General features: G+C 70.6%; 25 protein-coding genes and 2 tRNA genes. 10 read left to right on the top strand and 17 right to left on the bottom strand.

The features are described 5' to 3' along the window. Window positions 1-42: 42 nt before the first annotated feature. From rsrA to SPRI_RS13040, 4 genes are all read right to left on the bottom strand, one after another. On the bottom strand, window positions 43-339 hold the full coding sequence (rsrA, locus tag SPRI_RS13025) for a mycothiol system anti-sigma-R factor (protein WP_005312173.1): 297 nt from the start codon (window positions 337-339) through the stop codon (window positions 43-45). Further along, entirely contained in the window at window positions 336-1,001 is a 666-nt protein-coding gene (locus tag SPRI_RS13030; protein WP_037773788.1) for a sigma-70 family RNA polymerase sigma factor, read from the bottom strand. Before SPRI_RS13030 ends, rsrA begins: the two co-directional genes overlap by 4 nt. Window positions 1,002-1,249: 248 nt before the next feature. Next, a complete protein-coding gene (locus tag SPRI_RS13035) occupies window positions 1,250-1,885 on the bottom strand; it encodes an alpha/beta hydrolase family protein (RefSeq protein ID WP_005312180.1) in 636 nt (211 codons plus the stop codon). A gap of 142 nt (window positions 1,886-2,027) precedes the next feature. After that, window positions 2,028-2,843 carry an SOS response-associated peptidase gene (locus tag SPRI_RS13040; RefSeq protein ID WP_005312183.1) on the bottom strand — a complete coding sequence of 272 codons (816 nt, stop codon included), beginning with the start codon at window positions 2,841-2,843 and terminating at the stop codon, window positions 2,028-2,030. Between the two features lie 50 nt (window positions 2,844-2,893). On the opposite strand from SPRI_RS13040, the gene SPRI_RS13045 reads away from it, so the two are divergent. The 4 genes from SPRI_RS13045 (at window position 2,894) to SPRI_RS13060 (ending at window position 6,570) form a co-directional block, all read left to right on the top strand. Next, window positions 2,894-3,628, top strand: coding sequence for a M50 family metallopeptidase (locus SPRI_RS13045; protein ID WP_005312185.1), 735 nt, complete (start codon window positions 2,894-2,896; stop codon window positions 3,626-3,628). A gap of 100 nt (window positions 3,629-3,728) precedes the next feature. After that, entirely contained in the window at window positions 3,729-5,090 is a 1,362-nt protein-coding gene (gene aroA, locus SPRI_RS13050; protein ID WP_053556946.1) for a 3-phosphoshikimate 1-carboxyvinyltransferase, read from the top strand. A gap of 3 nt (window positions 5,091-5,093) precedes the next feature. Next, entirely contained in the window at window positions 5,094-6,107 is a 1,014-nt protein-coding gene (rsgA, locus tag SPRI_RS13055) for a ribosome small subunit-dependent GTPase A (RefSeq protein ID WP_005312187.1), read from the top strand. A gap of 139 nt (window positions 6,108-6,246) precedes the next feature. Further along, a complete protein-coding gene (locus SPRI_RS13060; protein WP_005312190.1) occupies window positions 6,247-6,570 on the top strand; it encodes a DMT family transporter in 324 nt (107 codons plus the stop codon). Here the strand turns inward: SPRI_RS13060 and SPRI_RS13065 are convergent. Beyond that, complete coding sequence (locus SPRI_RS13065) at window positions 6,536-7,177, bottom strand: TetR/AcrR family transcriptional regulator (protein ID WP_005312193.1); 642 nt, start codon at window positions 7,175-7,177, stop codon at window positions 6,536-6,538. The two genes, SPRI_RS13060 and SPRI_RS13065, sit on opposite strands and share 35 nt — an antisense overlap. Before the next feature lie 131 nt (window positions 7,178-7,308). On the opposite strand from SPRI_RS13065, the gene hisN reads away from it, so the two are divergent. Next, window positions 7,309-8,109 carry a histidinol-phosphatase gene (hisN, locus tag SPRI_RS13070; protein WP_037773789.1) on the top strand — a complete coding sequence of 267 codons (801 nt, stop codon included), beginning with the start codon at window positions 7,309-7,311 and terminating at the stop codon, window positions 8,107-8,109. Window positions 8,110-8,324: 215 nt separating this feature from the next. Next, on the top strand, window positions 8,325-8,714 hold the full coding sequence (locus tag SPRI_RS13075) for a CBS domain-containing protein (RefSeq protein ID WP_037773791.1): 390 nt from the start codon (window positions 8,325-8,327) through the stop codon (window positions 8,712-8,714). A gap of 100 nt (window positions 8,715-8,814) precedes the next feature. Here the strand turns inward: SPRI_RS13075 and SPRI_RS13080 are convergent, their stop codons facing one another. Then, window positions 8,815-10,266: a catalase gene (locus SPRI_RS13080; protein WP_182327794.1), complete on the bottom strand. Its 1,452-nt coding sequence runs from the start codon at window positions 10,264-10,266 to the stop codon at window positions 8,815-8,817. A gap of 161 nt (window positions 10,267-10,427) precedes the next feature. Here SPRI_RS13080 and SPRI_RS13085 point away from each other — a divergent pair, with 161 nt between their 5' ends. Then, window positions 10,428-10,844, top strand: a complete 417-nt coding sequence (locus SPRI_RS13085) for a Fur family transcriptional regulator (protein ID WP_005312205.1) — start codon at window positions 10,428-10,430, stop codon at window positions 10,842-10,844. A gap of 179 nt (window positions 10,845-11,023) precedes the next feature. Here SPRI_RS13085 and SPRI_RS13090 read toward each other — a convergent pair. The 4 genes from SPRI_RS13090 to SPRI_RS13105 all read right to left on the bottom strand — a co-directional run bounded on the left by SPRI_RS13090 (window position 11,024) and on the right by SPRI_RS13105 (window position 16,590). Further along, window positions 11,024-11,097, bottom strand: a tRNA-Met gene (locus SPRI_RS13090). Between the two features lie 46 nt (window positions 11,098-11,143). Continuing rightward, window positions 11,144-13,306: a tetratricopeptide repeat protein gene (locus SPRI_RS13095; RefSeq protein WP_053556947.1), complete on the bottom strand. Its 2,163-nt coding sequence runs from the start codon at window positions 13,304-13,306 to the stop codon at window positions 11,144-11,146. Between the two features lie 204 nt (window positions 13,307-13,510). Next, window positions 13,511-13,584, bottom strand: a tRNA-Met gene (locus SPRI_RS13100). A gap of 57 nt (window positions 13,585-13,641) precedes the next feature. Then, window positions 13,642-16,590 carry a UPF0182 family membrane protein gene (locus SPRI_RS13105; RefSeq protein WP_182327995.1) on the bottom strand — a complete coding sequence of 983 codons (2,949 nt, stop codon included), beginning with the start codon at window positions 16,588-16,590 and terminating at the stop codon, window positions 13,642-13,644. 136 nt (window positions 16,591-16,726) lie between these two features. On the opposite strand from SPRI_RS13105, the gene SPRI_RS13110 reads away from it, so the two are divergent. Further along, the gene (locus SPRI_RS13110) at window positions 16,727-17,287 is read left to right on the top strand and encodes a PPA1309 family protein (protein WP_078535257.1); all 561 of its coding nucleotides are present in this window, start codon (window positions 16,727-16,729) and stop codon (window positions 17,285-17,287) included. A 65-nt stretch (window positions 17,288-17,352) separates the two neighbouring features. On the opposite strand, the gene SPRI_RS13115 is transcribed toward SPRI_RS13110, so the two are convergent. The 4 genes from SPRI_RS13115 to SPRI_RS13125 all read right to left on the bottom strand — a co-directional run bounded on the left by SPRI_RS13115 (window position 17,353) and on the right by SPRI_RS13125 (window position 20,563). Continuing rightward, window positions 17,353-18,441, bottom strand: a complete 1,089-nt coding sequence (locus tag SPRI_RS13115) for a YlbL family protein (RefSeq protein ID WP_005312219.1) — start codon at window positions 18,439-18,441, stop codon at window positions 17,353-17,355. Window positions 18,442-18,535: 94 nt separating this feature from the next. Further along, window positions 18,536-18,706 carry a hypothetical protein gene (locus tag SPRI_RS38835; protein ID WP_182327792.1) on the bottom strand — a complete coding sequence of 57 codons (171 nt, stop codon included), beginning with the start codon at window positions 18,704-18,706 and terminating at the stop codon, window positions 18,536-18,538. A gap of 164 nt (window positions 18,707-18,870) precedes the next feature. Further along, on the bottom strand, window positions 18,871-19,332 hold the full coding sequence (locus SPRI_RS13120) for a molybdenum cofactor biosynthesis protein MoaE (RefSeq protein ID WP_005312224.1): 462 nt from the start codon (window positions 19,330-19,332) through the stop codon (window positions 18,871-18,873). Window positions 19,333-19,435: 103 nt separating this feature from the next. Further along, the gene (locus SPRI_RS13125; RefSeq protein ID WP_005312225.1) at window positions 19,436-20,563 is read right to left on the bottom strand and encodes an SDR family oxidoreductase; all 1,128 of its coding nucleotides are present in this window, start codon (window positions 20,561-20,563) and stop codon (window positions 19,436-19,438) included. Between the two features lie 191 nt (window positions 20,564-20,754). On the opposite strand from SPRI_RS13125, the gene SPRI_RS13130 reads away from it, so the two are divergent. Both SPRI_RS13130 and SPRI_RS13135 read left to right on the top strand, forming a co-directional pair. Continuing rightward, window positions 20,755-22,212 (top strand): zinc-dependent metalloprotease, encoded by a 1,458-nt coding sequence (locus SPRI_RS13130; RefSeq protein ID WP_005312228.1) that lies wholly within the window; start codon window positions 20,755-20,757, stop codon window positions 22,210-22,212. Further along, window positions 22,209-22,745, top strand: a complete 537-nt coding sequence (locus tag SPRI_RS13135) for an NUDIX hydrolase (RefSeq protein ID WP_005312231.1) — start codon at window positions 22,209-22,211, stop codon at window positions 22,743-22,745. The genes SPRI_RS13130 and SPRI_RS13135 overlap by 4 nt, the downstream gene beginning before the upstream one ends. 63 nt (window positions 22,746-22,808) lie before the next feature. On the opposite strand, the gene SPRI_RS13140 is transcribed toward SPRI_RS13135, so the two are convergent. From SPRI_RS13140 to SPRI_RS13150, 3 genes are read right to left on the bottom strand one after another with little or no spacing between them, the layout of a single operon-like run. Then, on the bottom strand, window positions 22,809-23,564 hold the full coding sequence (locus SPRI_RS13140) for an AIM24 family protein (protein ID WP_005312234.1): 756 nt from the start codon (window positions 23,562-23,564) through the stop codon (window positions 22,809-22,811). Window positions 23,565-23,583: 19 nt separating this feature from the next. Then, a complete protein-coding gene (locus SPRI_RS13145) occupies window positions 23,584-24,264 on the bottom strand; it encodes an AIM24 family protein (protein WP_005312237.1) in 681 nt (226 codons plus the stop codon). A gap of 13 nt (window positions 24,265-24,277) precedes the next feature. Further along, a complete protein-coding gene (locus SPRI_RS13150) occupies window positions 24,278-25,936 on the bottom strand; it encodes a TerD family protein (protein ID WP_053556948.1) in 1,659 nt (552 codons plus the stop codon). Window positions 25,937-26,031: the final 95 nt, after the last annotated feature.

Raw genomic sequence — 26,031 nt, forward strand, 5'->3', positions numbered from 1 at the left:
CGCGGCGCACCCTGTGCGTACGGCCGGTGGTGTGCGGCGGCCCTAGTCCTGGGCGGTCGCCACGTCCTTGTCGGGGACGGCCTGCCCCGAGCGGATCAGGTCGATGCGCCCCATGACCTTCGCCCGCAGGTCGCTGGGCACGTCGTCCTGCCCGCAGCAACGCTTGACCAGCTTCTTCACCGCTTGCTCCAGGCCGTACTTCTCCAGGCACGGGGAGCACTCCTCGAAGTGCACCTCGAACTTGGTGCAGTCACTGTCGGGCATCTCGTGGTCGAGGAACTCGTAGAGGTGGTCCAGGACCTCCGAGCAGTCCGTCTCGTGCGGCTCTCCGCAGCTCATGAGCCCGAGCCTTTCGCGTCGTTCGACTCCCCCGCACCGGCCGGGACGAGCCCGCGCTCGCGGGCGTAGTCCTCGAGCATGCCGCGCAGTTGGCGGCGGCCACGGTGCAGGCGGGACATCACCGTACCGATGGGTGTTCCCATGATGTCCGCGATCTCCTTGTACGCAAAGCCCTCGACGTCGGCGAGATAGACCGCGATCCGGAACTCCTCGGGGATCGCCTGCAGGGCTTCCTTGACGTCCGAATCCGGCAGATGGTCGAGGGCCTGCGACTCCGCGGAGCGCAGCCCGGTCGACATGTGCGACTCGGCGCGCGCGAGCTGCCAGTCCTCGATCTCCTCCGCCGCGCTGCGCTGGGGCTCGCGCTGCTTCTTGCGGTAGGAGTTGATGAAGGTGTTCGTGAGGATCCGGTACATCCACGCCTTGAGGTTCGTGCCCTCACGGAACTGGTGGAAGGACCCGTACGCCTTCGCGTACGTCTCCTGCACGAGATCCTCGGCATCGGCGGGATTCCGCGTCATGCGCAGCGCGGCCGAATACATCTGGTCCAGGTAGCCGAGAGCGTCCCGCTCGAAGCGGGCATTGCGCTCGAGCGTCGTCTCCTCGGACGTCTGCGCCTGACCGTCGTCGGTCCCTGCGTCGGTCCCAGTGACCGGACCCACCTCCTCCAACGCTGTGGCGGGGCCGAAAGCCGACCCGCTCGAATCGGAGAATAGTCGACCTTGGTCCACCGGGCCCTGCCGATTCACGTCACCCGCCGCAGGAACCGGCCCGCTCTTGCCCTGCGACAGCACCGTCCAGTCCAACCCGTTGGCGCGCTCGGCTGTCGGGCAGAAGGTCGTACCCATGCGGCGGACTCCCTACTCCATGCTCTGTTCTGACTTTCGCCTCAACAGCCACGGCCGGTGTCTCATTCCCGCAGTGACCCGGTCCACCTGGTCACGGCGTCGGTGATGGTGAGAAGGGTCTCCTCCTCCGTGGTCCCGGCGCGCTTGGGCACGGCGAACCCGTGGTCCCCGTGTGCCACTTCCACCAGCTCGTAGGACCCCTCGGGGAACTCGCCGGGCCTGCCGAAGGGGTCGCTGCCGCCCTGCACGACGAGCGTCGGAACACCGGCGCCGAGCAGCTCGTCCGCGCGGGACTTCTCCGGCCGCCCCGGCGGGTGCAGCGGGAAGCTCAGCGCCAGAACGGCCGCCGCACCGAGCTCCGCGGCGGTCCTGCAGGCCACGCGCGCGCCGGCGCTGCGTCCGCCGGCGACGACCGGCAGGCCCTTCTTCGTGAGCGCCGGCCAGAGGTCGCGCCAGGCGGCGTCCAGGGTCCGCGGCGCGGGCGCGACCTTCTTGCCCGCCACCCGCCAGGGCTGCTCCACGAGAGCGACCGTGACACCGTGCGCCGGCAGGACGCGTGCGATCGCCTGGAGATCGCGCGCTTCGATGCCTCCGCCGGCGCCGTGCCCGAGCGCCAGCACGTGGTGCGCGCGCTTCCCGCCGAACCAGGTGATCCGGGCTTCGCCGCCGGCGGCCTCGATGATCTCTTTCCGCTCCATCCGGCCATTCTGGCGCGGGGCCGCCGGCCGCGCCGTTCCCGGCCGCGGCGCCATCGGCGTGCGCGGCGTGCGCGGCGCCGGCGGTCGGCGTTCCGTGGCGGTGCCCGTCGTGCGGATCAGGAGGTACGCCCCCGGGCCCCGGTCAGAACAGCGTCGCCTCTTCCGGGGCGGGCAGCTCCTCCAGCAGCTCCGGCCCGTTGTTCCGCACGTTGCTCACCGCCGTCGTCACGGGATACGCCCGCATCAGCCCGCCCGGCGGCGGCTCCAGCAGCGACCGAAGCTCCTCCAAGTCGGTCCTGGCCGGGTCCAGCCACGCGTCCCAGCGCTCCGGGGTGAGCATCAGCGGCATCCGGGGGTGGATGTCCGCCAGCGAACCGGGCCCCTCCGCCGGCGCGACCCCCAGCGGCCCGGTCTCCGCCTCCGTGGTGATCACGGAACACGTCGCCCACCACGCCTGCGGGTGGTCGTCGGGCAGGGTGCGGTCGCGCCAGAACTCGTAGAGCCCCGCCATCGCGAACACCGACCCGTCGGCGGGCGTGACGAAGTACGGCTGCTTCCGCGGCCGCTTCTTCTTGCCCTCGACCTCCAGCTGCCGTTCGCCGGAGCCGGTCACCCACTCGTAATAACCGTCGGCGGGCAGGATGCAGCGCCGGGTGAGGAAGGGCCGGCGGAAGGACGGCTTGTCGTGCACCGTCTCCGCCCGCGCGTTGATCATCCGCGCCGCGCCCTCCGGCGACTTCGACCACGAAGGCACCAGCCCCCACTTCAGCGTGCGCAGCTGGCGAACCGGAGCGCGGTCGCCTGCGTCCTTCAGAGGGCGTTCGAGAATCGCGTAGACCTCTTTGGTGGGCGCCACGTTCCAGTCGGGTTCCAGGGTCTCCTTCGGCTCCCACTTCTCGACCTCGAAGATTCCTACGAGGTCCTCCGGCCTACGACTCGCTGCATACCGTCCGCACATAGGTGCCACACTGCCACTTCCGTACGCCGTCCGAGGGAGCCGCCCGCGAAATGGTCACCACATACGCCGGCGCCGCAAGCGCGTCACTCACCGACCTGTGGGACCGCGTCTTCGGCACCCAGACCGCTCCGGAGGCGTGGCTCGTCGCCGTCACCGGGCTGGTGTCGCTCGCCGCGGTCATGCCGAACTTTCTGTGGCGTCTGACACGTAACGCCGTCACGATCGCCCACGAGGGCGGCCACGGACTTGTGGCACTGCTCACGGGACGCCGGCTCCAGGGCATCCGGCTGCACTCGGACACCAGCGGTCTGACCGTCAGCCGCGGCAGGCCGAGCGGCATCGGGATGGTCCTGACGGCCGCCGCGGGCTACACGGCGGCCCCGCTGCTCGGCCTGGGCGGCGCATGGCTGCTCGCCGCGCACCACATCACGCTGTTGCTGTGGCTGGCGACCGCCCTGCTGCTGGCGCTGCTCGTCATGGTGCGCAATGCGTACGGGGTGCTGACGGTCACGGTCACCGGGGCGGCGTTCCTGCTCGTCTCGTGGCTGACGGGGCCGGCCGTGCAGTCCGTCTTCGCCTACACCGCCGTCTGGTTCATGCTGCTCGGCGGGGTCCGGCCGGTCTTCGAGCTCCAGTCCAAGCGGCGCTACGGCGGTGCGCCCGACTCGGACGCCGACCAGCTCGCAGGACTCACCCATGTGCCAGCGGCGATCTGGTTGTTCTTCTTCCACGCGGTGTCCATCTGCTCGCTGATCGGCGGGGGCCGCTGGCTGCTCGGCCTGTGAGACTCCGGCCGCCACCCCGCCTACCACCTCTCCGTTACGCCCTGGTTTCCACATATTTGATCAAGATCTGGGTTCGCGCAGAGCCACTAAAGTGAGGGCCATGACCGAAAGCGCCGTGCAGCCCGCCCTCTGGCCCGCCCCCCTTGCGACCGGAGCCGTCGAAGCGACGGTCACCGTGCCCGGTTCGAAATCCGTCACCAATCGCGCCCTGGTGCTTGCGGCGCTGGCCGCCGAGCCGGGCTGGCTGCGCCGCCCGCTGCGCTCGCGCGACACCCTGCTGATGTCCGCGGCCCTGCAGGCGATGGGCGTGGGCATCGAGGAGACGGTCTCTTCGAGCACCGCGGGCGGTTCGGCCGACGAGGCCGTCGGCGGAGCCGGCGAGGCATGGCGCGTGATCCCCTCCGGCCTGCACGGACCGGCCACCGTCGACGTCGGCAACGCGGGCACCGTGATGCGCTTCCTGCCGCCCGTCGCCGCCCTGGCCGACGGTCCGATCCGCTTCGACGGCGACCCTCGTTCGTACGAGCGCCCGCTGAACGGCGTCATCGACGCGCTGCGGACCCTCGGCGCCCGCATCGACGACGACGGCCGCGGTTCGCTGCCCATGACCGTGCACGGCGGCGGCGCCCTGGAGGGCGGGCCGGTACGGATCGACGCCTCCTCGTCGTCCCAGTTCGTCTCCGCGCTGCTGCTGTCCGCCCCGCGCTTCAACCAGGGCGTGGAGGTGCGGCACGTCGGCGGCCGGCTCCCGTCCATGCCCCACATCCGGATGACCGTGGACATGCTGCGCGCCGTGGGCGCGCAGGTGGACGAGCCGGAGACCGGCGGCGAGCCCGACGTCTGGCGGGTGTCCCACAGCGCGCTCCTCGGTCGCGACCTGACGATCGAACCCGATCTGTCCAACGCCCAGCCGTTCCTTGCGGCGGCGCTGGTGACCGGCGGCCGGGTGACGATCCCCGACTGGCCCGAGCGCACCACCCAGCCCGGTGACGCGCTGCGCGAGATCTTCACCGAAATGGGCGGTTCCTGCGAACTGACGACGACGCCGAACGGAACGGCCCTGGTCTTCACCGGCAGCGGTCGCATCCACGGCATCGACGTCGACCTCGGCGAGGTCGGCGAGCTGACCCCCGGCATCGCGGCGGTGGCGGCACTCGCCGACTCCCCGTCGACGCTGCGCGGTGTGGCCCATCTGCGCCTGCACGAGACGGACCGGCTGGCGGCGCTCACCAAGGAGATCAACGAGCTCGGCGGTGACGTGACCGAGACGGAGGACGGCCTCCACATCCGCCCGCGTCCCCTCCACGGCGGGGTCTTCCGTACCTACGACGACCACCGGATGGCGACGGCGGGCTCGGTGATCGGACTGGCGGTGGACGGCGTGCAGATCGAGAACGTGGCGACGACCGCCAAGACCCTGCCCGACTTCCCGCGGATGTGGGCCGAAATGCTCGAGGCCTGACACATGCGGCGCTACGGCAAGCACACCGACGAGGACGACATCCGGTCCCGGCCGAACCGCAAGGGCAACCGGCCGAGGACCAACATCCGCCCCAAGCACGAGGACGCCCTGGAGGGCATGGTCCTCACCGTCGACCGCGGCAGGCTCACCTGCCTCGTCGGGGACCGGATCATCACGGCGATGAAGGCCAGGGAACTGGGCCGCAAGGCGGCCGTCGTCGGTGACCGGGTCGGGATCGTGGGCGACCTCTCGGGCGACAAGGACACCCTCGCGAGGATCGTCCGCATCGAGAAGCGCTTCTCGGTGCTGCGCCGTACCGCCGACGACGACGATCCGTTCGAGCGGGTCGTCGTCGCGAACGCCGACCAGCTCGCCATCGTCACCGCCCTCGCCGATCCCGAGCCGCGCCCGCGTCTGATCGACCGCTGCCTGGTCGCGGCGTACGACGGTGGGCTCGAACCGCTGCTGGTGCTGACGAAGTCGGACCTCGCCCCGCCGGACGAACTGCTGGAGCTGTACGGCGCGCTGGGCGTCCCGCACGTGGTCACCACTCGCGACGAGTTCGTCGACGGGCGCGCCGCGGAGCGGGTGCGCGAGCATCTGGCCGGCCGGACGACCGCGTTCGTCGGCCACTCCGGCGTCGGCAAGACGACCCTCGTCAACGCCCTCGTCCCGGACGACATGCGGCGGAGCACCGGCCATGTCAACGCGGTCACGGGCCGTGGTCGGCACACCACCACCTCCGCCCTCGCCCTCCCGCTCGCGGACGGGAAGGGCGGCTGGGTGATCGACACTCCCGGGGTGCGCTCCTTCGGACTGCACCATGTCGACCCGTCCCGGGTCATCAACGCCTTCCCCGACCTGGTGCCGGGCACCGAGGGCTGCCCGCGCGCCTGCTCGCACGACGAGCCGGACTGCGCTCTGGACGACTGGGTGGCGGAGGGCCACGCCGATCAGGCGCGGCTCTATTCGCTGCGGCGGCTGCTCGCCACCCGTGAACGACGCGAAGGCGACTGAGTCATCCGTGTTTGCGGTACACGACGCCTGGTAAGTGCATAATCGCACCAGGTCGGACCGACCGGTCTTGACCGATCGGTCCCCGGCACAGTCGTTCCCGGACCAGGCAGTCGTCGACTACGCGGGAGGCCCAGTACCGATGGCGTGGCTGCTGGTGGTGGTTGCGGGGCTCCTCGAAACGGGCTTCGCCGTGTGTCTCAAGCTGTCGCACGGCTTCACGAGGCTGTGGCCCACGGTCGCCTTCGCCGCGTTCGCCCTGGGCAGCTTCGGTCTGCTGACCCTGTCGCTGAGGAAGCTCGACGTGGGCCCGGCCTACGCGGTGTGGACGGGCATCGGGGCCGCGGGGACCGCCATCTACGGCATGGTCTTCCTGGACGACCTGGTCTCCACACTCAAGATCGTCTCGATCACGCTGGTGATCGTCGGGGTCATCGGTCTTCAGCTCTCGGGCTCGTCGCGCTGAGTCCGTCGCCCACCGCCGCCCGCACCAGCTGGGCGACACTCCCTTCGGCCGGCGCGACGACCAGGGACAGCGCGAGCCGCACCGCGAGTTCGCAGCGCTGCGGCAGGTCGCACGGTTCGCCGGTCCTGTCCCCGGGGCGCCGTCCGTGTCCCGGCGCGGCGAGCGAACGGTCCCGCACGGCGGCGACCAGTTCGGCCGGACCGGGCAGCCGCGCGTCCGCGCGACGCTGGGCGGGCACCCTCGAGAGCACGGTCCCGCCGCGGACCGGGCGGGGCACCGGCAGGCGTTCCCCCCAGCAGCCGGTGAGCAGCGCGCGCAGCAGGGGTCGCGTACGCGCCTCTGCGACGGTCCACTCCACGACGGACACGAGCCGGTCGGCCGCTCCGGCGCTCTGCGCCATCAGCCGCTCCACCCCGCGCAGATAGGCGTCGGCCTCGCGCCGCACAAGGGCCCGGGCGAGGCCGTCCTTGCTGCCGAACTCGTTGTAGAGGGTCTGGCGGGAGACGCCCGCTGCGGAGGCGACGTCGACCATCCGTATCCCGGACCAGGGCTGGTCACGCAGGGCCGCGAGAGCGGCGTTCAGCAGTGACTCCCGTGCTGCAGGCATGGTCGCCTCCCCGGCCGAGCAACTCCGGTCACAGAGTTGACGGGCCGCGTCGCCCTGTCAATAGAGGCGGCGGCAGCCGTCGTCGCGGCCGCCCCGGGAACGACGCGGCCTGCACCGATAGAGTGGCGACCATGCCCGACTACCACGATGATCTGCGGCTTGCCCACGTCCTCGCGGACGCCGCCGACGCCACCACCATGGACCGGTTCAAGGCACTCGACCTCAAGGTCGAGACGAAGCCGGACATGACACCGGTGAGCGAGGCCGACAAGGCGGCGGAGGAGCTCATCCGCGGGCATCTGCAACGGGCACGGCCACGCGACGCGATCCTCGGCGAGGAGTACGGCATCGAGGGCACCGGGCCGCGGCGCTGGGTCGTCGACCCGATCGACGGCACGAAGAACTACGTGCGCGGCGTGCCGGTCTGGGCGACCCTGATCTCGCTCATGGAGGCGGGAGAGGGCGGCTACCAGCCGGTCGTGGGCGTGGTGTCGGCTCCGGCGCTCGGCCGGCGCTGGTGGGCGGCGAAGGGCGGGGGCGCCTACACGGGCCGCAGTCTCACGTCCGCGACCCGCCTGCACGTCTCGAAGGTCGAGCGCATCGAGGACGCCTCCTTCGCCTACTCGTCGCTGACCGGCTGGGAGGCCCAGGGCCGTCTCGACGGGTTCATGGATCTCACGCGCGCGGTCTGGCGCACCCGGGGCTACGGCGACTTCTGGCCGTACATGATGGTCGCCGAGGGTTCGGTCGACATCTGCGCGGAGCCGGAGCTGTCCCTGTGGGACATGGCCGCCCCCGCGATCGTCGTCCAGGAGGCGGGCGGTGTCTTCACGGGCCTCGACGGGCGGGAGGGACCGCACAGCGGCAACGCCGCGGCGTCGAACGGGCTCCTTCACGAGGAACTGCTGGGCTATCTCAACCAGCAGTACTGAGCGGCACAGCGGCTGGATCGCCTCCCCGCTCGAACGGCCCGCGCCGCTCGAGCAGGAGGCGCACGCCGGATCATCACAGGGTCACACTCGGTCCGCAGAGTCCGCGCACGCCCTCTTGCTGCGGTCCGTAAGGGCTGCAACTCTGAGAGTCCCCACACTTGTGAACTTGTGAATCGGTTCTCTAACGGCCGATCACCAAGGAGGTGGCTCCCTTCATGCTCGTCCGTGACGCCATGAGCACGGTGGTCCTCACCATCGGACCCGCACACACACTCCGCCAGGCGGCCCGGCTGATGGCCGCGCGCCGCGTGGGCGCGGCAGTGGTCCTCGACTCCGACTCGAGCCTCGGCATCCTCACAGAACGGGACATCCTGAACTCGGTCGGCCTGGGGCAGGACCCCGACCTGGAGACCGCCGGCACCCACACCACCACCGACGTCGTCTTCGCCGCGCCTTCCTGGACGCTGGAGGAGGCGGCCGACGCCATGACTCACGGCGGGTTCCGCCACTTGATCGTGACGGACGGCGACGGGCCGGTCGGCGTCGTCTCCGTCCGCGACATCATCCGCTGCTGGGTGCCGGCCAGAAGCCGGGTGGTCGCCTAGGAGCATCGCCGGCCGGGCGGGGTCGGCACGCTCCCCCGGACGCGGAAGGGGCCGGATCCCTCACGGGATCCGGCCCCTTCCTCTACGACAAGCCGTGCCGTCAGCCGCGAAGGGCCTGGACCGCGGCGTCGAGCCGCTTGCCGAAGTCGCCGTCCGCCTGGCGGAAGTTGTTGATCGCGCGCTCGGCGATGTCGTCACGCGACACCTTGGCGATGAAGCCCGCCAGGTTGTCGATCAGACGGCCCTTCTCGTCCTCGGACATCAGGCGGTAGAGGTTGCCCGCCTGGACGAAGTCGTTGTCCTCGGAGTGGACCGGGGCCGCCTGGTCACCGGTCACACCGGTCACCGGGATCGGCTGCCAGAGCGCGCGGTCCGTCTGGTGCGGGCCGCCGAAGCTGTTCGGCTCGTAGTTCTTCGCGCCCTTGTGGCGGCCGTCGTACAGGAAGCCGTCACGGGAGTGGGTGCGCGCCTCGGTGGCGTGCGGGCGGTTCACCGGCAGGTGGTCGGCGTTGATGCCGACGCGGTAGCGGTGGGCGTCGCCGTACGCGAAGAGACGGCCCTGGAGCATCTTGTCCGGCGAGGGACCGATGCCCGGCACGAAGTGGGCGGGGCTGAAGATGGACTGCTCGACCTCCGCGAAGATGTTCTCCGGGTTGCGGTTGAGCTCCAGCTTGCCGATCTCGATCGGCGGGTAGTCCGCGTGCGGCCACACCTTGGTGAGGTCGAACGGGTTGAAGCGGTACGTCGCCGCCTCGGCCGCCGGCATGATCTGCACCTGCACGGTCCACGTCGGGAAGTCACCGCGCTCGATGGCCTCACGCAGGTCGCGCTGGTGGGAGTCGGGGTCCTCACCGGCGAGCTTGTTGGCCTCGGCCTGGGTGAGGTTCTTGATGCCCTGGTCGGTCTTGAAGTGGTACTTGACCCAGAAGACCTCGCCGGCCTCGTTGTTCCACTGGTAGGTGTGGGATCCGAAGCCGTCCATGTGACGGTACGAGGCGGGGATGCCGCGGTCGCCGAACAGCCAGGTCACCTGGTGCGTGGACTCGGGCGAAAGGCCCCAGAAGTCCCAGACGTTGTCCGCCTCCTGGGACCCGGTGTACGGGTCGCGCTTCTGGGTGTGGATGAAGTCGGGGAACTTGATGGCGTCCTTGATGAAGAACACCGGGGTGTTGTTGCCGACGAGGTCGTAGTTGCCCTCTTCGGTGTAGAACTTCAGCGCCCAGCCGCGCGGGTCGCGCACCGCGTCCGCCGCGCCGAGGTTGCCCGCGACGGTCGAGAAGCGCAGGAAGGTCTCGGTCTGCTTGCCGACCTCGGAGAGGAACTTCGCGCGGGTCCACTGCGAGACGTCGCGGGTCAGCGTGAAGGTGCCGTAGGCGCCCGCACCACGCGCGTGAACGACACGCTCCGGGATGCGCTCGCGGTTGAAGTGCGCGAGCTTCTCGAGCAGCAGCTGGTCCTGGACAAGCACCGGCCCGCCGACGCCCGCGGTCTCGCTGTTCTGGTTGTCGGCGACCGGAGCCCCGGCCTCCGTGGTGAGCGGTCCCTGCGTCACGTGCGCCTCCTGCGTCATGTACTGCCCAGTCGTTTCTGCACACGACCTGTCCCTTGGCGTGTGCCGGAGTCGATCCTACAATGGACAATGTCTAAGTCAAGCGAACATCCAAAGTCACACCTGTTCGGGATACGGCTCCCACCACTGTTAGGCTGGTGCTCATGAGTGACCTGTTGGAACGACTTCGCGGACGCGGCTGGCGCATGACCGCCCAGCGGCGTGTCGTGGCCGAGGTCCTCGACGGCGAACACGTGCATCTGACCGCCGACGAGGTGCACGCCCGCGCGGTGGAGCGGCTGCCGGAGATCTCCCGGGCGACCGTCTACAACACCCTCGGCGAACTGGTGAGCCTCGGCGAGGTGCTCGAGGTGTCGACCGACCGCCGCGCCAAGCGGTACGACCCCAACGCCCACCGCCCTCACCAGCACCTGGTCTGCGCCCGCTGCGGCGCGATCCGCGACGTGCACCCGGTGGGCAATCCGCTGGCCGACCTCCCGGACACGGAGCGCTTCGGCTTCACGATCTCCGACGTCGAGGTGACGTACCGCGGCACCTGCCCGAACTGCGCCGCCGGCTGACATACGCGAGAAAGAGGCCCCCGATGTCCGCATCGGGGGCCTCTTCGCGTCCGGATTTCCGGCGGGGTCACCCCGTCCGGTTTCCGACACGGCTTCCCCGGCGCCGGCATCTTCGGGCCGGTGCGCGACGCCAAAAACACCGAAGGCCCGGATCCAAGGATCCGGGCCTTCGGTTTCAGTAGCGGGGACAGGATTTGAACCTGCGACCTCTGGGTTATGAGCCCAGCGAGCTACCGAGCTGCTCCACCCCGCGTCGGTGAACACAACCTTACGTCACCCCGCCGACCAGCGCAAATCCCTTAAGCGGTGAGCTCCTGGAGCAGCGCCTCACGCAGTCGCGCGGCCCTCTCGGCGACCTCCGCGGGGCCGAGCTCGACGGCCCTGGCACACCAGCGCTGCCCCTCGGCCAGCTCTCCCCGGCGAGCGGCGAGCAGCGCCAGCCGCAGCGCGGCCCTGCCGTGCCCTGCCCGCGCGGCCCGGGTCCACCACAGCGACGCCTCCCGCTCGCTGCCCTCGCGGGCGAGCAGGAGCCCGAGGTTGAACGCCCCGCTCCGGCTGCCCGCCTCCGCCGCCTCGCGGTACCAGCGGGCGGCGTCGGCCATGTCACCCCGGGCGGCGGCCAGCATGCCCACACGCACCTGGGCACGGCGGTGGCCCTGCTCGGCGGCCCGCTCGTACCACTCCTCGCACTCGCTCTTCTCCGCCACCGGCTCGCCGAGCGCCGGCGGACCGGGAGGCGGTCGCCGGGCGTCCAGCACACTGGCGAGCCGGAACGCCGCCTCCGCGCTGCCGCCGCCCGCGGCGCAGCGCAGATGGCGCTCCGCGCCCTGCTCGTCACCGTCCCTGAGCAGGGCGATGCCGACCTGGAGCGCCGCCTCCGTGTGCCCGGCCGCGGCAGCCCGCTCGTACCAGGTGAGAGCCGTACGGTCGTCGTCGCGGCCGGCGTGCAGGATGCCCAGGTTGAACGCGGCGTCGACGCTTCCGGCCTCCGCCGCCTTGGAGAACCACGGCTCGGCGCCGACCGGGTCGCCGGCCTGCAGCAGCAGGACGGCGAGCGCGTTGGCGGCCTCGCGGTGCCCGGCGTAGGCGGCGCGGCGGTACCACTGCTCGGCCTGGGCCGTCCGGTCCTGGGCAGCACAGAGCAGACCCAGGTTGTACGCGCCGTTGACGTCACCCGCGTCCATTGCGGCGCGGTACCAGCGCTCCGCCGTCTGCGCCTCGCCCCTGGCCGCGTGCAGCGCGCCGAGGGCGTTGGCCGCGTTGCCGTCGCCCTCCTGGGCGGCGCGCAGCCACCACACGGCGGCGCTCTCCTCGTCTCCGGCGTCGCGCAGCAGGAAGGCGAGCGCGCAGGCGGCACGGGCCTCTCCGTCCTTGGCGGCCGTGAGGTACCAGCGTCCGGCCTCCTTCAGCTGCCCGCGCCTCTCGAGGATCGCCCCGAGGTGCAGGGCGGCCCGCCGATGCCCTCGTGCGGCGGCCTGCCGGTACCACTGGGCGGCCTCGTCGAGCAGGGCGCTGCCCTGGTCCGTGGGCAGCCCTTGCGCGCCGTCACGTGCCCGGCGCCCTGCCGGGTGCTCCCCCGAGGCGGTCTCCGCGTTCGTGAGCACGCGCAGCGCCGGGTCGGTCGGCCCCACGGCGCCCGGGCCCGGCTCGTCGCGACGCCCGGGCCGTCCCGCGCCGCCCTTGGGCACACCGACGGGCCGCGCGCCGTCCTCACCGCGGCGGGCACGCCGCACGGCGTCCCTCGCGGCACCCGTCTCCACGGGGCCGGTGCCGACCAGCCGGCCGACGCCGTCGGTCTTGCGGCACTCCTCCGCCGCCCGGCGCTCCAGTGCGCGGGCGAGCCGGTACGCCGCCTCGCGATGGCCCTGTTCCGCGGCCGTGCGCAGCCAGCGCTCCGCGCCCACGTCGCTGCGGTGCTCCAGCAGGTCGGCGAGGGCGTACGCGCCGAGGGCGTGGCCCTGTTCGGCGGACTGGCGCAGCCAGTACTCGGCGGCGGGCTCGTCGCCCCGCTCGCGGAAGTGACGTCCGAGGGCGTGCGCGGCGGCGGCGGAACCGGCCACTGCGGCGATCCGCCACCAGCCGGCAGCCTCGTCCGCGTAGCCGCGCTGGTGGAGGAGCACGCCGAGGTTGTTGGCCGCGGCGCGGTCGCCGTCGGCGGTCGCGCCCCGCAGATAGGGCTCAGCGCCGTCGAGGTCTCCGCGGCGCAGCAGCAGCGCGCCGAGGACGCTCATCGCCGCGGTGTCACCGGCGTCGGCGGCGCTCCGGTGGCGGGCTTCCGCACCGGCGGTCTCCACCGTGTCGGCGCTGTTGTCGTCCGTGTTGTCGTGGCTGGTGACGTTCCGGTCCTTGCCCATGTGGTCGACACGGACCGCGACGTCGATCGCGTCCGCCACGTCTCCGGCATGCGGCTGCACAAACCGCCCTGTCTCCAACAGAGTTGCCCTGTCCCCCATAAATTCCATCGTCGCACCACCTGCAACCCGCGTACACCTGGTATACCGCAGCCAGTGAGGTCACTTCAGCGTTTTGTCGACATGCCCACAGAGAGATAAGTCAAACACGTTCCGGCCCAACTGGCGGCCCTCGGCGCGCACTTCGGCGTCACAAAGATGAGCACAGGCATGAAGAGGGCCCGGATCCTGAAGGATCCGGGCCCTCTTCTTCAGTAGCGGGGACAGGATTTGAACCTGCGACCTCTGGGTTATGAGCCCAGCGAGCTACCGAGCTGCTCCACCCCGCGTCGTTGTGTTGCAACCGTACCACGACGCGGGATGGTGCCTTCTCAGCCCTTCAGCCCTCAGCCCCCGGGCGCACCTTCGTCCGGTTTCGCATCCGGCTCGGCTTCAGGCCTCGCCTCGGAACCCGGCGTGGACTCCGGCTGTGCCCTCTGCGCGTCCGCCGCCCGCTGCAGAGCGGCCTCCAGGGCGGCCTGCGCCTTGCCGTACGCGGCCCAGTCCGTCGGGTTCTTCTCCAGGGCCGCCTTGGCGTCGTCGTACGCCTTCTGGGCGTCCGCGATGGCGTCCTGGAGAGCGCCGTCGCCGGTGACCGGCGGCTCGGTGGGCTCGGTGGGCGGCTCGTCCGGGTCGGCCGGCGGAGTCTCCTCGTCCGGTGCCCCCTCCGCGCCGAAGACCTGACTGAGCGCGCCGGCGAGGTCGTCGGCGAAACCGATCTTCTGGCCGTAGACGACCGCGACCTTGCTCAGGAGCGGGAATTCGGATCCCCGTCCCTGGGCGTAGATCGGTTCGACGTACAGGAAGCCTCTGTCGAGCGGAACGGTCAGCAGATTGCCGTACTTGATCGTCGAATCCGCGCCCTTGAGGTCACGGACGTAGGTCGCGATGGGCCCGTGACGGTTGAGCCGGCTCTGCACCTGTTCAGGTCCGTCGACGTTGTCGTCCGTCACCCGCAGCAGCTGGATCCGGCCGTAGTCGCTGCTCTTGGCGTCGGCGTCGACCGCCATGAAGGCCCGGAGGTTCGGCCGTCCGCTGGGGGTGAACGTCGTCGTCAGCGAGAACTGCTGCGCCGTGTCGCCCGGCAGCTTCATCGACAGGTAGTACGGCGGGACCGCGTTGCTGTCCGCCTTGGTCGGGTCGTTGGGGACCTGCCAGGCGTCACTCGCGTTGTAGAACTGGCCGGCGTCCGTGACGTGGTAGAGGGCGAGCAGCTCGCGCTGCACCTTGAACATGTCCTGCGGGTAGCGCAGGTGCTCCCGCAGCTCCTCCGGAATGTCGCCCTTGGCCTTCACCGTGCCGGGGAAGGCCTTCTTCCAGGTCTTCAGCACCGGGTCGTTCTCGTCCCACTCGTACAGCGTGACGGTGCCGTCGTAGGCGTCGACGGTGGCCTTCACCGAGTTACGGATGTAGTTGACCTGGTTCTGCTGCGCGACCACCGCGCGCTGCCGGTCGGTCAGCGAGTCGGCCGTGGTGTCACCCAGCGTCGTGCGCGAGGCGTAGGGGTAGCCGTTGGTGGTCGTGTACGCGTCGATGACCCACTGGATCCGCTTGCCGATCACGGCGGGGTAGGCGTCGCCGTCGATCGTCAGCCACGGGGCCACCGCCTCGACGCGCTGCTTGGGCGTCCGGTTGTAGAGGATCTTGGAACCGTCGCCGATGGCTCCCGAGTACAAGATCTGCGGCTCGCTGAAGGCGACGGCGTACGCGGCGCGGTTGAGCGGGCCGGAGACGTCGATGCCGCCCTTGCCCTTGTAGCTCGTGGTGACCTGACGGCCGCCGTCCTGCTCGTAGTCGAGCTCCTTCTGCGGGCCGCCGACGATCGAGTACTGCGTGGTCTTCTCGCCGTAGTAGATCCGCTGCTCGTAGTCGCCGAGCATGCCCTTGGTCGGCAGACCGGACTCGGTGAAGGCCGGGGCACCGCTGGTGCCTTCGGCCGTCGCCGTGCCCTTGGCCGTGACGGCGCCGAAGCCGTGGGTGTACGTGAAGTGGTCGTTGATCCAGTTGCGCTTGTCGACCCCGGCGAGGTTGAGCTCACGCAGACCGATGATCGTGTCCTGGCCGTCGTACCGGTCGATGTCCAGGGTGGAGGGGAACTGGTAGTACTTCCGTTCCTGTTCCAGCTGCTGGAACGTCGGCGAGACGATGTTCGGGTCGTTTATGCGGTAGCTGGCGGCCGCGTCGGCGTTCTTCCGCTGCTGCGCCGGGTCCTTGACCTCGCCCCGGCCGGTGTAGTCCCCGGGCTTCACCCCGTCGATGCCGTAGGCCTTGCGCGTCGCCTCGATGTTCTTCTCGATGTACGGCGCTTCCTTGGCCTGCTCGTTCGGCTGGACCTGGAACTTCTGCACTATGGCCGGGTACAGGCCGCCGATCAGGATCGCCGACAGGACCATCAGGCCGAAGCCGATCACCGGCAGCTGCCAGGTGCGGCGCCACAGCGTCGCGAAGAACAGCAGCGCGCAGATGACGGCGATGCAGAACAGGATCGTCTTCGCCGGCAGGTAGGCGTTGGCGTCGACGTAGCGCAGGCCCGTCCAGTTGTCGGTCGCCTTGAAGTCACTGGACTTCACCGCGAGCCCGTAGCGGTCCAGCCAGTACGCGACGGCCTTCAGCGCGACGAACAGGCCGAGCAGCACCGACAGATGGCCGGTGGCCGCGGCGGTCGCCCGGGCGCCGGGGCTGGTGATGCGCAGCCCGCCGTACAGGTAGTGGGTCAGCGCGGCGGCGATCAGCGACAGCACGACGGCCGCGAACCCGAAGCCGAGCAGGAACCGGTACCAGGGGAGGTCGAACGCGTAGAACGCGACGTCCATCTGGAACTGCGGGTCCTTCTGACCGAAGGGCACTCCGTTGACCCACATCAGCCACGTGCGCCACTGGCTCGTGGCGGAGGCACCGGCGATCAGCCCGACGAGAGCGGTGGTCGCGAGCAGCACCCACTTCTTGTACGGGGCGATGCCCATGCGGTACCGGTCGAGGCTCTGCTGCTCGAGCGACATCGCGCTGAGGGGCGGCCGCAGCCGGTGGGCCAGCCAGATGTTCACCCCGACGGCGGTCGCCATCAGCAGACCGAAGACGGCGAACAGGCCGATCTTGGTCCACAGGGTGGTGGTGAACACGGACGAGTAGTCGACCGAGCGGTACCAGAGCCAGTCGGTCCAGAACCCGGAGAACATGACGAACACCATGGACAGGACGGCCAGGACGCCGAGTGTCATGAGCAGGGTGCGGACACGCCGGGAGGGCCGGCCCACTCTGATCCGTGGCCCTGTCGGGCCTCCGCCGCGGTCCGGCATCTGGAAAGCCAACGTGCGCCCCTCGAAGTTCGCGGTTGTGTGAATCGGGCCCCGCGATCGTAGAGCCCACTCATGCAACTTACTGAGGCTTTACCTAGTTCCCGTCGCGGGGCAGGAAGGAGGCAGGATATTGACCATGCCCAACGATTCCTCTTCCGGCCCCCCGATGGCCGCGAGCCCGCTCACCCGCGCCGTGCTCGAGATCGACGAGTACGCCTCCGGTCTCGGCTGGGACCAGCCGGCCCGTCTCTTCGCCCTCGTCGACACCCTTCAGCTGCGTTCCCAGGAGCCGGGCCTCGCCCGCCAGCTCGGTCTGGACGCCGCTGACGACGCCGCCGCGCCGCTCACCCCCGTCGAGCAGGACGAGATCCCTGCCGGCACCCCGCTCGACGAGTTCCTCGGCACCATCGCCTGGCCCGACGCGGTGGCCGGCTGCGCCCTGACGGTGGAGCGCCTGATGCTGCCGCCCTCCGCGGAGGCCTCCGTGCCGGTCGGCCTCGACGACGCGGCCCTCACCCGGTGGGTCGCCGAGCACCCGGACCGTCAGGAGGTCCGGATGACGGTGGCCGTGCTGCGCGACGGCAGCCGGGAGTCCGCGCTGCGACTGCGGGAGAAGGACTCCCCGAACGAGGTGCTGACCGGAGCCGGGCTGGTGCCGGGGCTGGCCGAGGCCCTGGCCGCCACCTTCGAGTCGTAGCCCCCCGCACATGCCGACGCCGCGCCCCGACGGGGCGCGGCGTCGATGTCCGCGGTCGCGGGCTGTCAGCTTGCCGAGCAGCTCGGCAGGTCCGCGGTGGCACCCGAATTGATCTTCGCCAGTGACTTCCGCGCGTCCGCGATGGTGTCCACCTTCACCAGCGTCAGTCCGTCCGGGATGTCGGAGACCGCGGAAGCGCAGTTGTCGCTGGGGGTGAGGAAGTACTCCGCGCCGGCGTTGCGCGCGCCGACGAGCTTCATCTCGATGCCGCCGATCGGCCCGACCTTGCCGGAGTCGTCGATGGTGCCCGTGCCGGCGACGAACCTGCCGCCGGTCAGATCGTCGGAGGTGAGCTTGTCGACGATGCCGAGCGCGAACATCAGACCGGCACTCGGTCCTCCGACGTCGGCCAGATTGATGTCGATCTCGAACGGGAACGTGTGGTCGGTGCCCGCCTGGATCCCGACGATCGCCCGGCCGTCGTCCTCCGCCTTGACCGTCGGGACGGTGACCTTCTCGGTGCCCGTCGGCTCCTTGCCCGCCTTCTCCGCGGCGGCCGCCTCGTCCGCGGGCACCACGGTGAAGACCACGTCCTCACCGGGCTTGTGCTTCACGACGAGCCTGGCGACGTCCTCAGGCTGCTTGACCGCGGTGCCGTCGACGGCACGGATCACGTCCCCGGCGTGGAGCTTGTTCTGCGACGGCGATCCCTTGACCACGGAGGAGACGACGACGCGGGCCTTGACCGGCATCTTCAGCTCACGCAGGGCGGCGACCTTGGCGCTCTCCTGGGACTGACTGAACTCCTCGGCGTTCTCCTGCGTCGACTCCTCCTCCGTCTTCCCGTTCGGGTAGAGGGTGTCGTGCGGCACGACGACATTGTCGTGTGCCACCCAGCCGTAGACCGCCTCGAGGAGGTTCATCCGGTAGTCGGCGCCGGTGACCCTGACCGTCGTCATGTTCAGGTGGCCGGTCGTCGGATACGTCTTGTGGCCCGAGATGTCGAGCACCGGCTCGCCGTCCGCGGACCCGAGGGTGTTCACCGTCGGTCCGGGCGACATCTCCGCGTAAGGGACTTTGAGGAACACGCCTGCGCAGAGCAGCGCAATGAAGACGAGGGTGGAGGCGAGCATCGTCGCGGTGCGGCGTGGCATGGAACGACAGTACGGGACACGCCTGTGGACGCACGGTCGGGGCCGGTCGTCCGGGGGGCCGTCCCGGGCCGCTCGGCGGCCGCGGAAGGGGCGATCAGGGGCGTACAGTCTCGGAGGCGGCCTTCTCCATCACGTCGCGGAAGCGGGCATAGCCGGCGAGTTCCGCCACGTCACCGCTGGTGCGGTCCCGTGAAGCCCAGCCCGCCCATATCGCCGCACCGACAGCAGCGAACAGCGGAATCAGCAACCAGGCCAGAACTGCCATCGCGACCTCCCTACCCCATGAGCACACGCAACCAAGTGATCAGCAGATTAGTCATCTGCCGGTTCAACGCTCACGGCAGGGGTGGGGTTACGCAAATCGGGCGGATGGGTACCGACCGCGTTTCAGCGGACGGATGAGCGGAAAATTGCTTCGTCCGGCTGCCCTCAGCAGGCGCCCACCCACTCCTCCGTGCCGTCGGAGAACCGCTGGTGCTTCCAGATCGGCACCTCGTGCTTGAGGTCGTCGATCAGCTTCCGGCACGCCTCGAACGCCTCGCCCCGGTGCGGGCAGGACACGGCGACGACCACCGCGAGATCCCCGACCGCGAGGTCACCCACACGGTGGACAGCGGCGAGCGCACGGACCGGATAGTCGGCGGCGACCTTCTCCGCGACACGGCGCATCTCCGCCTCCGCCGTGGGATGGCAGGAGTAACCGAGGGCGTCGACATCGACGCCACCGTCGTGGTTGCGCACGGTGCCGACGAACAGGGCGGTGCCACCCGCCGCGTCGTCGCCGACCGCCGCGAAGACCTCGTCGAGGGAGAGCGGCGTGTCGCGGATCGCCAGCAGACGGATCGGGTCCTGCGCCGCCTGCTCACCTGGATGGTCGTACGTGCTTGCCATGCCGTCCATCGTGCCGTACGGCACCGACAACGCGGAATAGCCCGTTCGACCGTTCGAGGACGATCCCCTTTGGAGCCTCCTACAGCTTCCCGGGCCCGCCGCCTCAGATCCTCCGCCGTGCCTTGCGCGCCCGGCGGACCAGGGCCGCCGTGCCGAGCAGCGCGACGGTCGCACCCGCGGCGCCCGCGGCCGTGGCGTCCTTGCGGCCGAGCCGGCGGCCGGCCACCGTGTGCCGGCCCTCCACCTCCTCGAGGAGCGCGGCCAGCACCTCCTCGTTGGTCCACTGCGGTCGCCAGCCGGCGTCGTGCAGGCCACTCACGCTCACGACCCAGGGGTGCATCGTGTAGGCAAGGTCCCCGGCGGGGGAGGGCGTGAGACCGATGCGGTGGAGGCGGGCAGCCGCGCCCAGGGCGACCGCCGAGGGAAGCTCCATGCGCCGGATGCCGCTGAGCTCCTCGACCTCCTCCTGCTCCAGCCACCCGTCACAGCCCACGGCCAGCTCGCCCTCGACCTTCTCCAGGGCGGCGTACTCGAGCGCGCTCACCAGGTCCTCCACGTGGCAGAACTGCCAGGTGGGGCGTGATCCGGCGACCACGAGAAGCCGTGGCGACTCGAAGTAGCGGGTGAGCGCGGTGTCGGTGCCGCCCACCAGGACGGCCGGCCTGACCACGGTGACGTTGAGACCGGGGTGGGCGCGCGGAGCCCGGCGGGCCAGCCGCTCGATCTCCAGGAGGTCGCCGACCCCTGTCGCCTCCGCGGTCGCACGCAGTTCCGCGTCCTCCGAGAGGGGGACGTCGTTGTCCGGGTGCGCCCCGTAGACCATGGCCGAGGTGCACAGGACGACACGGTGGACACCGGCGGCGGCGGCGGCCGTCAGCACCGTCTGGGTGCCGCGCACGTTGTACGCGGTCCGTGCGGCGGGATCGGACTCCAGGTCGAGGTCGAGCGCCAGATGCACCACGACGTCGACGCCGCGCAGCTTCTCGGCGATGGCCGGGTCCCGCACATCGAGGATGTGCCACTGGGCCTCGGACACCTCGCCCCGGCGTTCGTCCAGGGCCACGACCTGCTTGACCTCCTCGGACGCGGCCAGGCGCCTCGTGAGGAGGTCGCCGACGCCGGTGGCGGCACCGGTGACGGCGACCACGGGGCCACGGCCCGACGGCCCGCGGCCCCCGGTCGGGGTTGAGCGGTTTCGCGCTGCGCGAACCTGCGGATCTGGGGAACTCACCAGGCGTCTCCAGCGGTTGTCTTCAGTACGTGAGCGAATGACGCATACGCACCAGGTGGCGTCCATCCTGCCGCAGGCCCAGTGTCGGCGGAGCATCGAGCCCATAAGCGGTTCGGATGTCTACGCTGGATGGTGTTGTCGGGCAGTCGCCGCCGGCAGGAAGCCGGCGGTCCTACGAGCCGAGGAAACCCGTGAGTGACACCCCATTCGGATTCGGCCTTCCGCCGGAGGAGCCGGAGAACGGCGACGAGGGCAAGAAGAAGGATCCCGCAGGAGGTGGTCAGGGCTCCGGCGGGTCCTCCCCCGCCGACCCCTTCGGGTTCGGCTTCGGGGACAGCGGCGGGGACAACCCCTTCGCGGCCATGTTCGGCTCCCTGAACCCGAACGACCTGGGCGCTGCCTTCCAGCAGCTCGGCCAGATGCTCAGCTACGAGGGCGGCCCGGTCAACTGGGACATGGCGAAGCAGATCGCCCGCCAGACCGTCGCCCAGGGCACACCGGACGGCACCAAGGACGCGAGCGTCGGCCCGGTCGAGCGGACCGCGGTCGAGGAGGCCGTGCGGCTGGCCGACCTGTGGCTGGACGGCGTGACGTCGCTGCCCTCCGGCGCGAGCACGGCCGTGGCGTGGAGCCGCGCGGAGTGGGTCGAGGCGACCCTGCCCGCGTGGCAGCAGCTCGTGGACCCGGTCGCCGAGCGTGTCGGCCTCGCCATGGGTGATGTCCTGCCCGAGGAGTTGCAGGCCATGGCCGGTCCGCTGATCGGGATGATGCGCTCCATGGGCGGCGCGATGTTCGGGCAGCAGATCGGCCAGGCCGTCGGTGTGCTGGCCGGCGAGGTGGTCGGCTCGACCGACATCGGTCTGCCGCTCGGCCCGGCCGGCAAGGCCGCCCTCCTCCCGCTGAACGTGGAGGCGCTCGGCAAGGACCTCGGCGTGCCCCGCGAGGAGGTCCGGCTGTACCTGGCTCTGCGGGAGGCCGCCCACCAGCGGCTCTTCGCCCATGTGCCGTGGCTGCGGTCGCACCTGTTCGGCGCGGTCGAGGGCTACGCCCGTGGCATCAAGGTGGACACCTCCAAGCTGGAGGACGTGGTCGGCCAGTTCGACCCCACCCATCCCGAGCAGCTGCAGGAAGCACTCCAGCAGGGCATGTTCCAGCCGGAGGACACTCCGGAGCAGAAGGCCGCCCTGGCCCGCCTGGAGACCGCTCTCGCGCTGGTCGAGGGCTGGGTGGACGCGGTGGTCCATGAGGCCGCCTCGTCGCGCCTGACGTCCGCGGGCGCGCTCCGCGAGACCCTGCGCCGGCGCCGCGCCTCCGGCGGTCCCGCCGAGCAGACGTTCGCCACCCTGATCGGCCTTCAGCTCCGTCCGCGCAGGTTGCGGGACGCGGCGCGGCTGTGGGCCTCGCTGACCGACGCCCGCGGCATGGACGGGCGGGACGCTCTGTGGGAGCACCCCGACATGCTGCCGACGGCCACCGACCTCGACGACCCGGACGGCTTCGTCCACCGCGAGCAGCTGGACTTCTCCGAGCTGGACAAGATGCTCGGCGAAGCGGCCGGCGGCCGGGCGCAGAAGCCCGGTACGGAGAAGGCCGACGACTCCGGGACGGACGACGGCTCCGGGACGGACGAGGACGAGACCGGCAAGTGAGCCTCCACGAAGACGCGCTGCTCGTCCTGAAGGACTACGACGGGCAGGGAAGCCAGGCGGCGCTGCGCCAGACGTACCTGGACCACCTTCAGGCCCATCCGGACGGCATGTGGAAGGCCTGCCGGGCGGGACATCTGACGGCCAGCGCCCTGGTGGTCGATCCCGAGCGCGGACGGGTGCTGCTGACGCTGCACAAGAAGCTCGGCATGTGGCTGCAGATGGGCGGCCACTGCGAACCGGGCGACACGTCCCTCGCCGCGGCGGCGCTGCGCGAGGCGACGGAGGAGTCGGGGATCCCAGGGCTGAAGCTGCTGCCCGGCGGGCCGGTCACCCTGGACCGGCACGCCATTCCGGCGCCGTGCCACTGGCATCTGGACGTGCAGTACGCGGCGCTCGCCCCGGCGGGAGCGGTCGAGGCCATCAGCGACGAGTCGCTGGATCTGCGCTGGTTCCGCTACGACGAGGTGGCCGGCGTCGCCGACACCTCCGTCGTACAGCTCATGGAGCGCACGCGGGAGGCTCTCCAGCGCTAGCAGGAGCACGGGTAAGGGGCGGTCGCCATGGCGACCGCCCCTTACCCGTGCTGTGTCTCCGCGCTAGTTCCAGGCGTTGTTCTGGTTCTGGGCATGGGCACCGTGCTGGCCGACACCGAACTGGGCGCGCACGCCCTGCCCGAGATCGGCGTTCTGCGGCGGCATGACCTCGCTGGGCTGGACCAGGGCGAAGCCCTGGCCGAGGAAGCTGAGCTCCCAGCCCTCTCCGGTGTTGCCGCGCCTGCGGCGGACACCGGAGGAGTGGGTCTGCGCCTGCATCTGCACCCGCAGCGCCGAGGACCAGGCGACGATGGCATCCGCGTCGACGTTGACGTACTTGTCCGGGGTGACCTGCATCATCAGCGGCTGGCCCGAGGTCATCAGAGCGACCTTGCCCCGCCCCGAGATGTTGAGCTGGTACTTGCCCGACCCGGAGATGCCGTACTGGCTGTCCACCGCGATCACCTCGGTGTGCAGCGTGGAGTCGAGCGCCAGGACGTACGCGCTGTCGACCGTCATGCCGTCCTGGTCGACGTCCACCACATGGACGTACTGCGCGAGGTTGGCGAAGTAGACCGTGCCCTGCCCGGAGCAGCGCATCAGGTCGAGACCCTCACCGGTGTTGGCGCGGGCCCTGCGCTGGCTGCTCGTCTGGTACTCGCCGTCGAAGTCGACGAGGCCCTGGTAGGCGACCATGGCGCCCTTGCGGGCCAGGACGTCGTCGTGTCCGGTCAGCGAGACCCGCAGCAGCTGCGGGTTCTGGACGACGTACCGGTCCTGGCTCTGCTGTTCTGTGTGGCTGAAAAGAGGACTCTGCATGATGTGTTCTCGCTCCCCCTCAGTGCCGGATCCGCAGGCGGTCGGTACTGTCCTCGCTCGGCTGTACGACGACGATCCCCTGGCCGGAGAAGGCCATCTGGTAGGCCTCCCCGCTGCCCCGCCCGATCAGCGAGGACGCCTTGAAGCTGCGCTTGCCCTTCACCTTCAGGTTCGGGGACCAGGCGACGAGCGCGTCGGGGTCGACGTACGTCTCGTCCTCGCCGCGGCCGCAGTCGACGACGATCGGCGTGCCGCGCGAGGTCAGGGCCACCCATCCGGTGCCCGCGATCTCCACGTTCCACAGGCCCTGGCCGGCGAACTTGGCCAGTCCCTTGACCTTCTCCACACCCCACTGGAGGTGTGCGTCGAAGGCGAGGACGTTGGTGCCGTTGACCGAGAGGGAGTCGTTGTTGAGGTTGATGACGACCACGTCGGCGCCGTAGTCGGCGAGGTAGAGCAGGCCGTCGCCCGAGCACTTCATGATGGGCGCGCCCTCGCCGGTGACCCACTGGGCCGCGATCTGGCGGACGGCGGGCGGGTTGGGCTCGTACTGGACGAAGCCCTCGTAGGCGACCATCGAGCCGGTGCGCGCGTACAGGTCCTGGCCGGTGGCCATGGCGACCTTGAGCATGGTGCGGCCGTGGTTCTCCATCCGGGCCACCACGGGGGTCGGGGCGAAGCCCGCGAGTTGCTGGTTCATTGTCAGGGCTCCCTCAGACCTCGTACGGCTGGACGACGATGAAGTTGCCGGGGGCGCCCCGGAACTGGAGGTTCACGGTCTCTCCGCTGTGTCCCGGGTACGCGTTGCGGCGCAGCCGGACCTGGCTGGAGAGGATGACCTGCGAGGCGGCCGACCAGGCGACGACCGCGTTGCAGTCGGCGAAGGTGGTCGGCGTGACCGGCAGGATCACGGGGATGCCGTGCGTCTTGACGACGACCGTGCCCGTGCCCTGGAACATCATCGTGAACAGCGCGCCGCCGGGGATGCCGTGACCCTCGATGCGGCGGACCTCGTGCTGCAGGGACTCGTCGAAGGCGAGGACGTTCTCCGCGGAGACGCAGATCCCGTCGCCCTGGAGCTCGATGGGGTGCAGGTGCGAGCCGTCCTCGGCGAGGAAGACCTGGCCGCGTCCGGTGCAGCGCATCAGCTGCATCTCCTGGCCGGTGGCGTTCCCGACGACCCGGCCGGCGAAGCCGGCGCCCTTGTAGCTGAAGTCGACCTTGCCCTGGTACATGACCATGCTGCCCTGACGTGCCAGCACGGGCATGCCGCCCATGGTCAGGTCGACCCGCATGAGCTGCTGGTTCTGCGGGGTCCACCGCTGGCCGGTGGCAGTCTCGCGGTACGGCTGCAGGGCCGCCTGCAGACCGCCGCCGGCCTGGGGCATGCCCTGGGGCATCCCTCCCTGCGGCATGCCGGGAGGCTGCTGGCCGTACGGGGCGGGAGCCTGCTGACCGTAAGGCGACGGCATGCCCGGCTGAGGCGCCTGGCCGGGCATCTGCCCGGGGACCTGACCCGGCATCTGCCCGGGGACCTGACCGTACTGAGGCTGCTGCGGCTGCTGCGGCGGTTGTCCGTACGGGGACGGGGCGGGCGGGGGAACCGTCCCGGCCGGCGGCGTCATCGGCGCCGCCATGGTGGGCGCGCTGTGCATCTGGGGCTGCGGGGCCGCGGGCGCCTGGCCCGCCGGCGCTCCGAAGGCCGGTGCGGGCTGCGGCGCCTGGGGAGCCGGCGGCGCCGCGGGTGCGGGCGCGCCGAAAGCCGGGGCCGGGGCCGCCGCCTGCGGGGGCGGGGCGAACGACGGCGCTGCGCCCTGCGGTTGCTGAGCGGCAGGCGCCTCCTCCTCCGCGACCTCGCCGCCGAAGTTCTTCAGCAGGGCCTCGAGCCCGCCGTCGAACCCCTGGCCGACGGCGGCGAAACGCCACACGTCCTTGAGGTAGAAGTCACCCAGCATCACGGCTCGTTCGGTGGTGAACTCGGAGCCGGTGAAGGCGTAACGGACGACCTCCTCGCCGCCCGCGACGATACGGATGTACCCGGGGCCGATCTGCGACATCTGACCGGCGCCGTCGATCGTGGCGGTGAAGGACAGCCTGTGGATGTTCGCCGGAATGCGGTCGAGCGTGACGCGGAACGACTCGGTGTCGCCGGACTGCGCGCCGAGCAGCTGAATGGACTCCTCGGGCGACTTCGGCTGATTGAAGAAGATGAAGTACCGGTCGTCGGAGAGCTGCTCGTTGGCATCGAGTCCGAAGCAGCTGCTGTCGAAGGTCAGACCAGGAGCCGCGATCTGCACGCCTACGTACAGATCCGTTCCCGGAGTGAGATCACTGATCTTGGCCTTGTGGCCGCGTTGGAATTCCCTGGCCATGCGTTACGACCGTCCCCCATCCCGAATTGAATGCGTCGCGTCAGGCTAACCGCTGGGCGTGAGATTGAGCCAAGCCGGTACACATTCGGTACAGG

Source organism: Streptomyces pristinaespiralis, from assembly GCF_001278075.1.
In the GTDB taxonomy this organism is placed as follows: Bacteria; Actinomycetota; Actinomycetes; order Streptomycetales; family Streptomycetaceae; genus Streptomyces; species Streptomyces pristinaespiralis.

Excerpts from the sequence above, each read along its gene's own strand:
- rsrA (WP_005312173.1), bottom strand. The coding sequence starts at position 339 with ATGAGCTGCGGAGAGCCGCACGAGACGGACTGCTCGGAGGTCCTGGAC.
- SPRI_RS13035 (WP_005312180.1), bottom strand. The coding sequence starts at position 1,885 with ATGGAGCGGAAAGAGATCATCGAGGCCGCCGGCGGCGAAGCCCGGATC.
- SPRI_RS13040 (WP_005312183.1), bottom strand. The coding sequence starts at position 2,843 with ATGTGCGGACGGTATGCAGCGAGTCGTAGGCCGGAGGACCTCGTAGGA.
- SPRI_RS13045 (WP_005312185.1), top strand. The coding sequence starts at position 2,894 with ATGGTCACCACATACGCCGGCGCCGCAAGCGCGTCACTCACCGACCTG.
- aroA (WP_053556946.1), top strand. The coding sequence starts at position 3,729 with ATGACCGAAAGCGCCGTGCAGCCCGCCCTCTGGCCCGCCCCCCTTGCG.
- rsgA (WP_005312187.1), top strand. The coding sequence starts at position 5,094 with ATGCGGCGCTACGGCAAGCACACCGACGAGGACGACATCCGGTCCCGG.
- SPRI_RS13060 (WP_005312190.1), top strand. The coding sequence starts at position 6,247 with ATGGCGTGGCTGCTGGTGGTGGTTGCGGGGCTCCTCGAAACGGGCTTC.
- SPRI_RS13065 (WP_005312193.1), bottom strand. The coding sequence starts at position 7,177 with ATGCCTGCAGCACGGGAGTCACTGCTGAACGCCGCTCTCGCGGCCCTG.
- hisN (WP_037773789.1), top strand. The coding sequence starts at position 7,309 with ATGCCCGACTACCACGATGATCTGCGGCTTGCCCACGTCCTCGCGGAC.
- SPRI_RS13075 (WP_037773791.1), top strand. The coding sequence starts at position 8,325 with ATGCTCGTCCGTGACGCCATGAGCACGGTGGTCCTCACCATCGGACCC.
- SPRI_RS13085 (WP_005312205.1), top strand. The coding sequence starts at position 10,428 with ATGAGTGACCTGTTGGAACGACTTCGCGGACGCGGCTGGCGCATGACC.
- SPRI_RS13095 (WP_053556947.1), bottom strand. The coding sequence starts at position 13,306 with ATGGAATTTATGGGGGACAGGGCAACTCTGTTGGAGACAGGGCGGTTT.
- SPRI_RS13105 (WP_182327995.1), bottom strand. The coding sequence starts at position 16,590 with ATGCCGGACCGCGGCGGAGGCCCGACAGGGCCACGGATCAGAGTGGGC.
- SPRI_RS13110 (WP_078535257.1), top strand. The coding sequence starts at position 16,727 with ATGCCCAACGATTCCTCTTCCGGCCCCCCGATGGCCGCGAGCCCGCTC.
- SPRI_RS13115 (WP_005312219.1), bottom strand. The coding sequence starts at position 18,441 with ATGCCACGCCGCACCGCGACGATGCTCGCCTCCACCCTCGTCTTCATT.
- SPRI_RS38835 (WP_182327792.1), bottom strand. The coding sequence starts at position 18,706 with ATGGCAGTTCTGGCCTGGTTGCTGATTCCGCTGTTCGCTGCTGTCGGT.
- SPRI_RS13120 (WP_005312224.1), bottom strand. The coding sequence starts at position 19,332 with ATGGCAAGCACGTACGACCATCCAGGTGAGCAGGCGGCGCAGGACCCG.
- SPRI_RS13140 (WP_005312234.1), bottom strand. The coding sequence starts at position 23,564 with ATGCAGAGTCCTCTTTTCAGCCACACAGAACAGCAGAGCCAGGACCGG.
- SPRI_RS13145 (WP_005312237.1), bottom strand. The coding sequence starts at position 24,264 with ATGAACCAGCAACTCGCGGGCTTCGCCCCGACCCCCGTGGTGGCCCGG.
- SPRI_RS13150 (WP_053556948.1), bottom strand. The coding sequence starts at position 25,936 with ATGGCCAGGGAATTCCAACGCGGCCACAAGGCCAAGATCAGTGATCTC.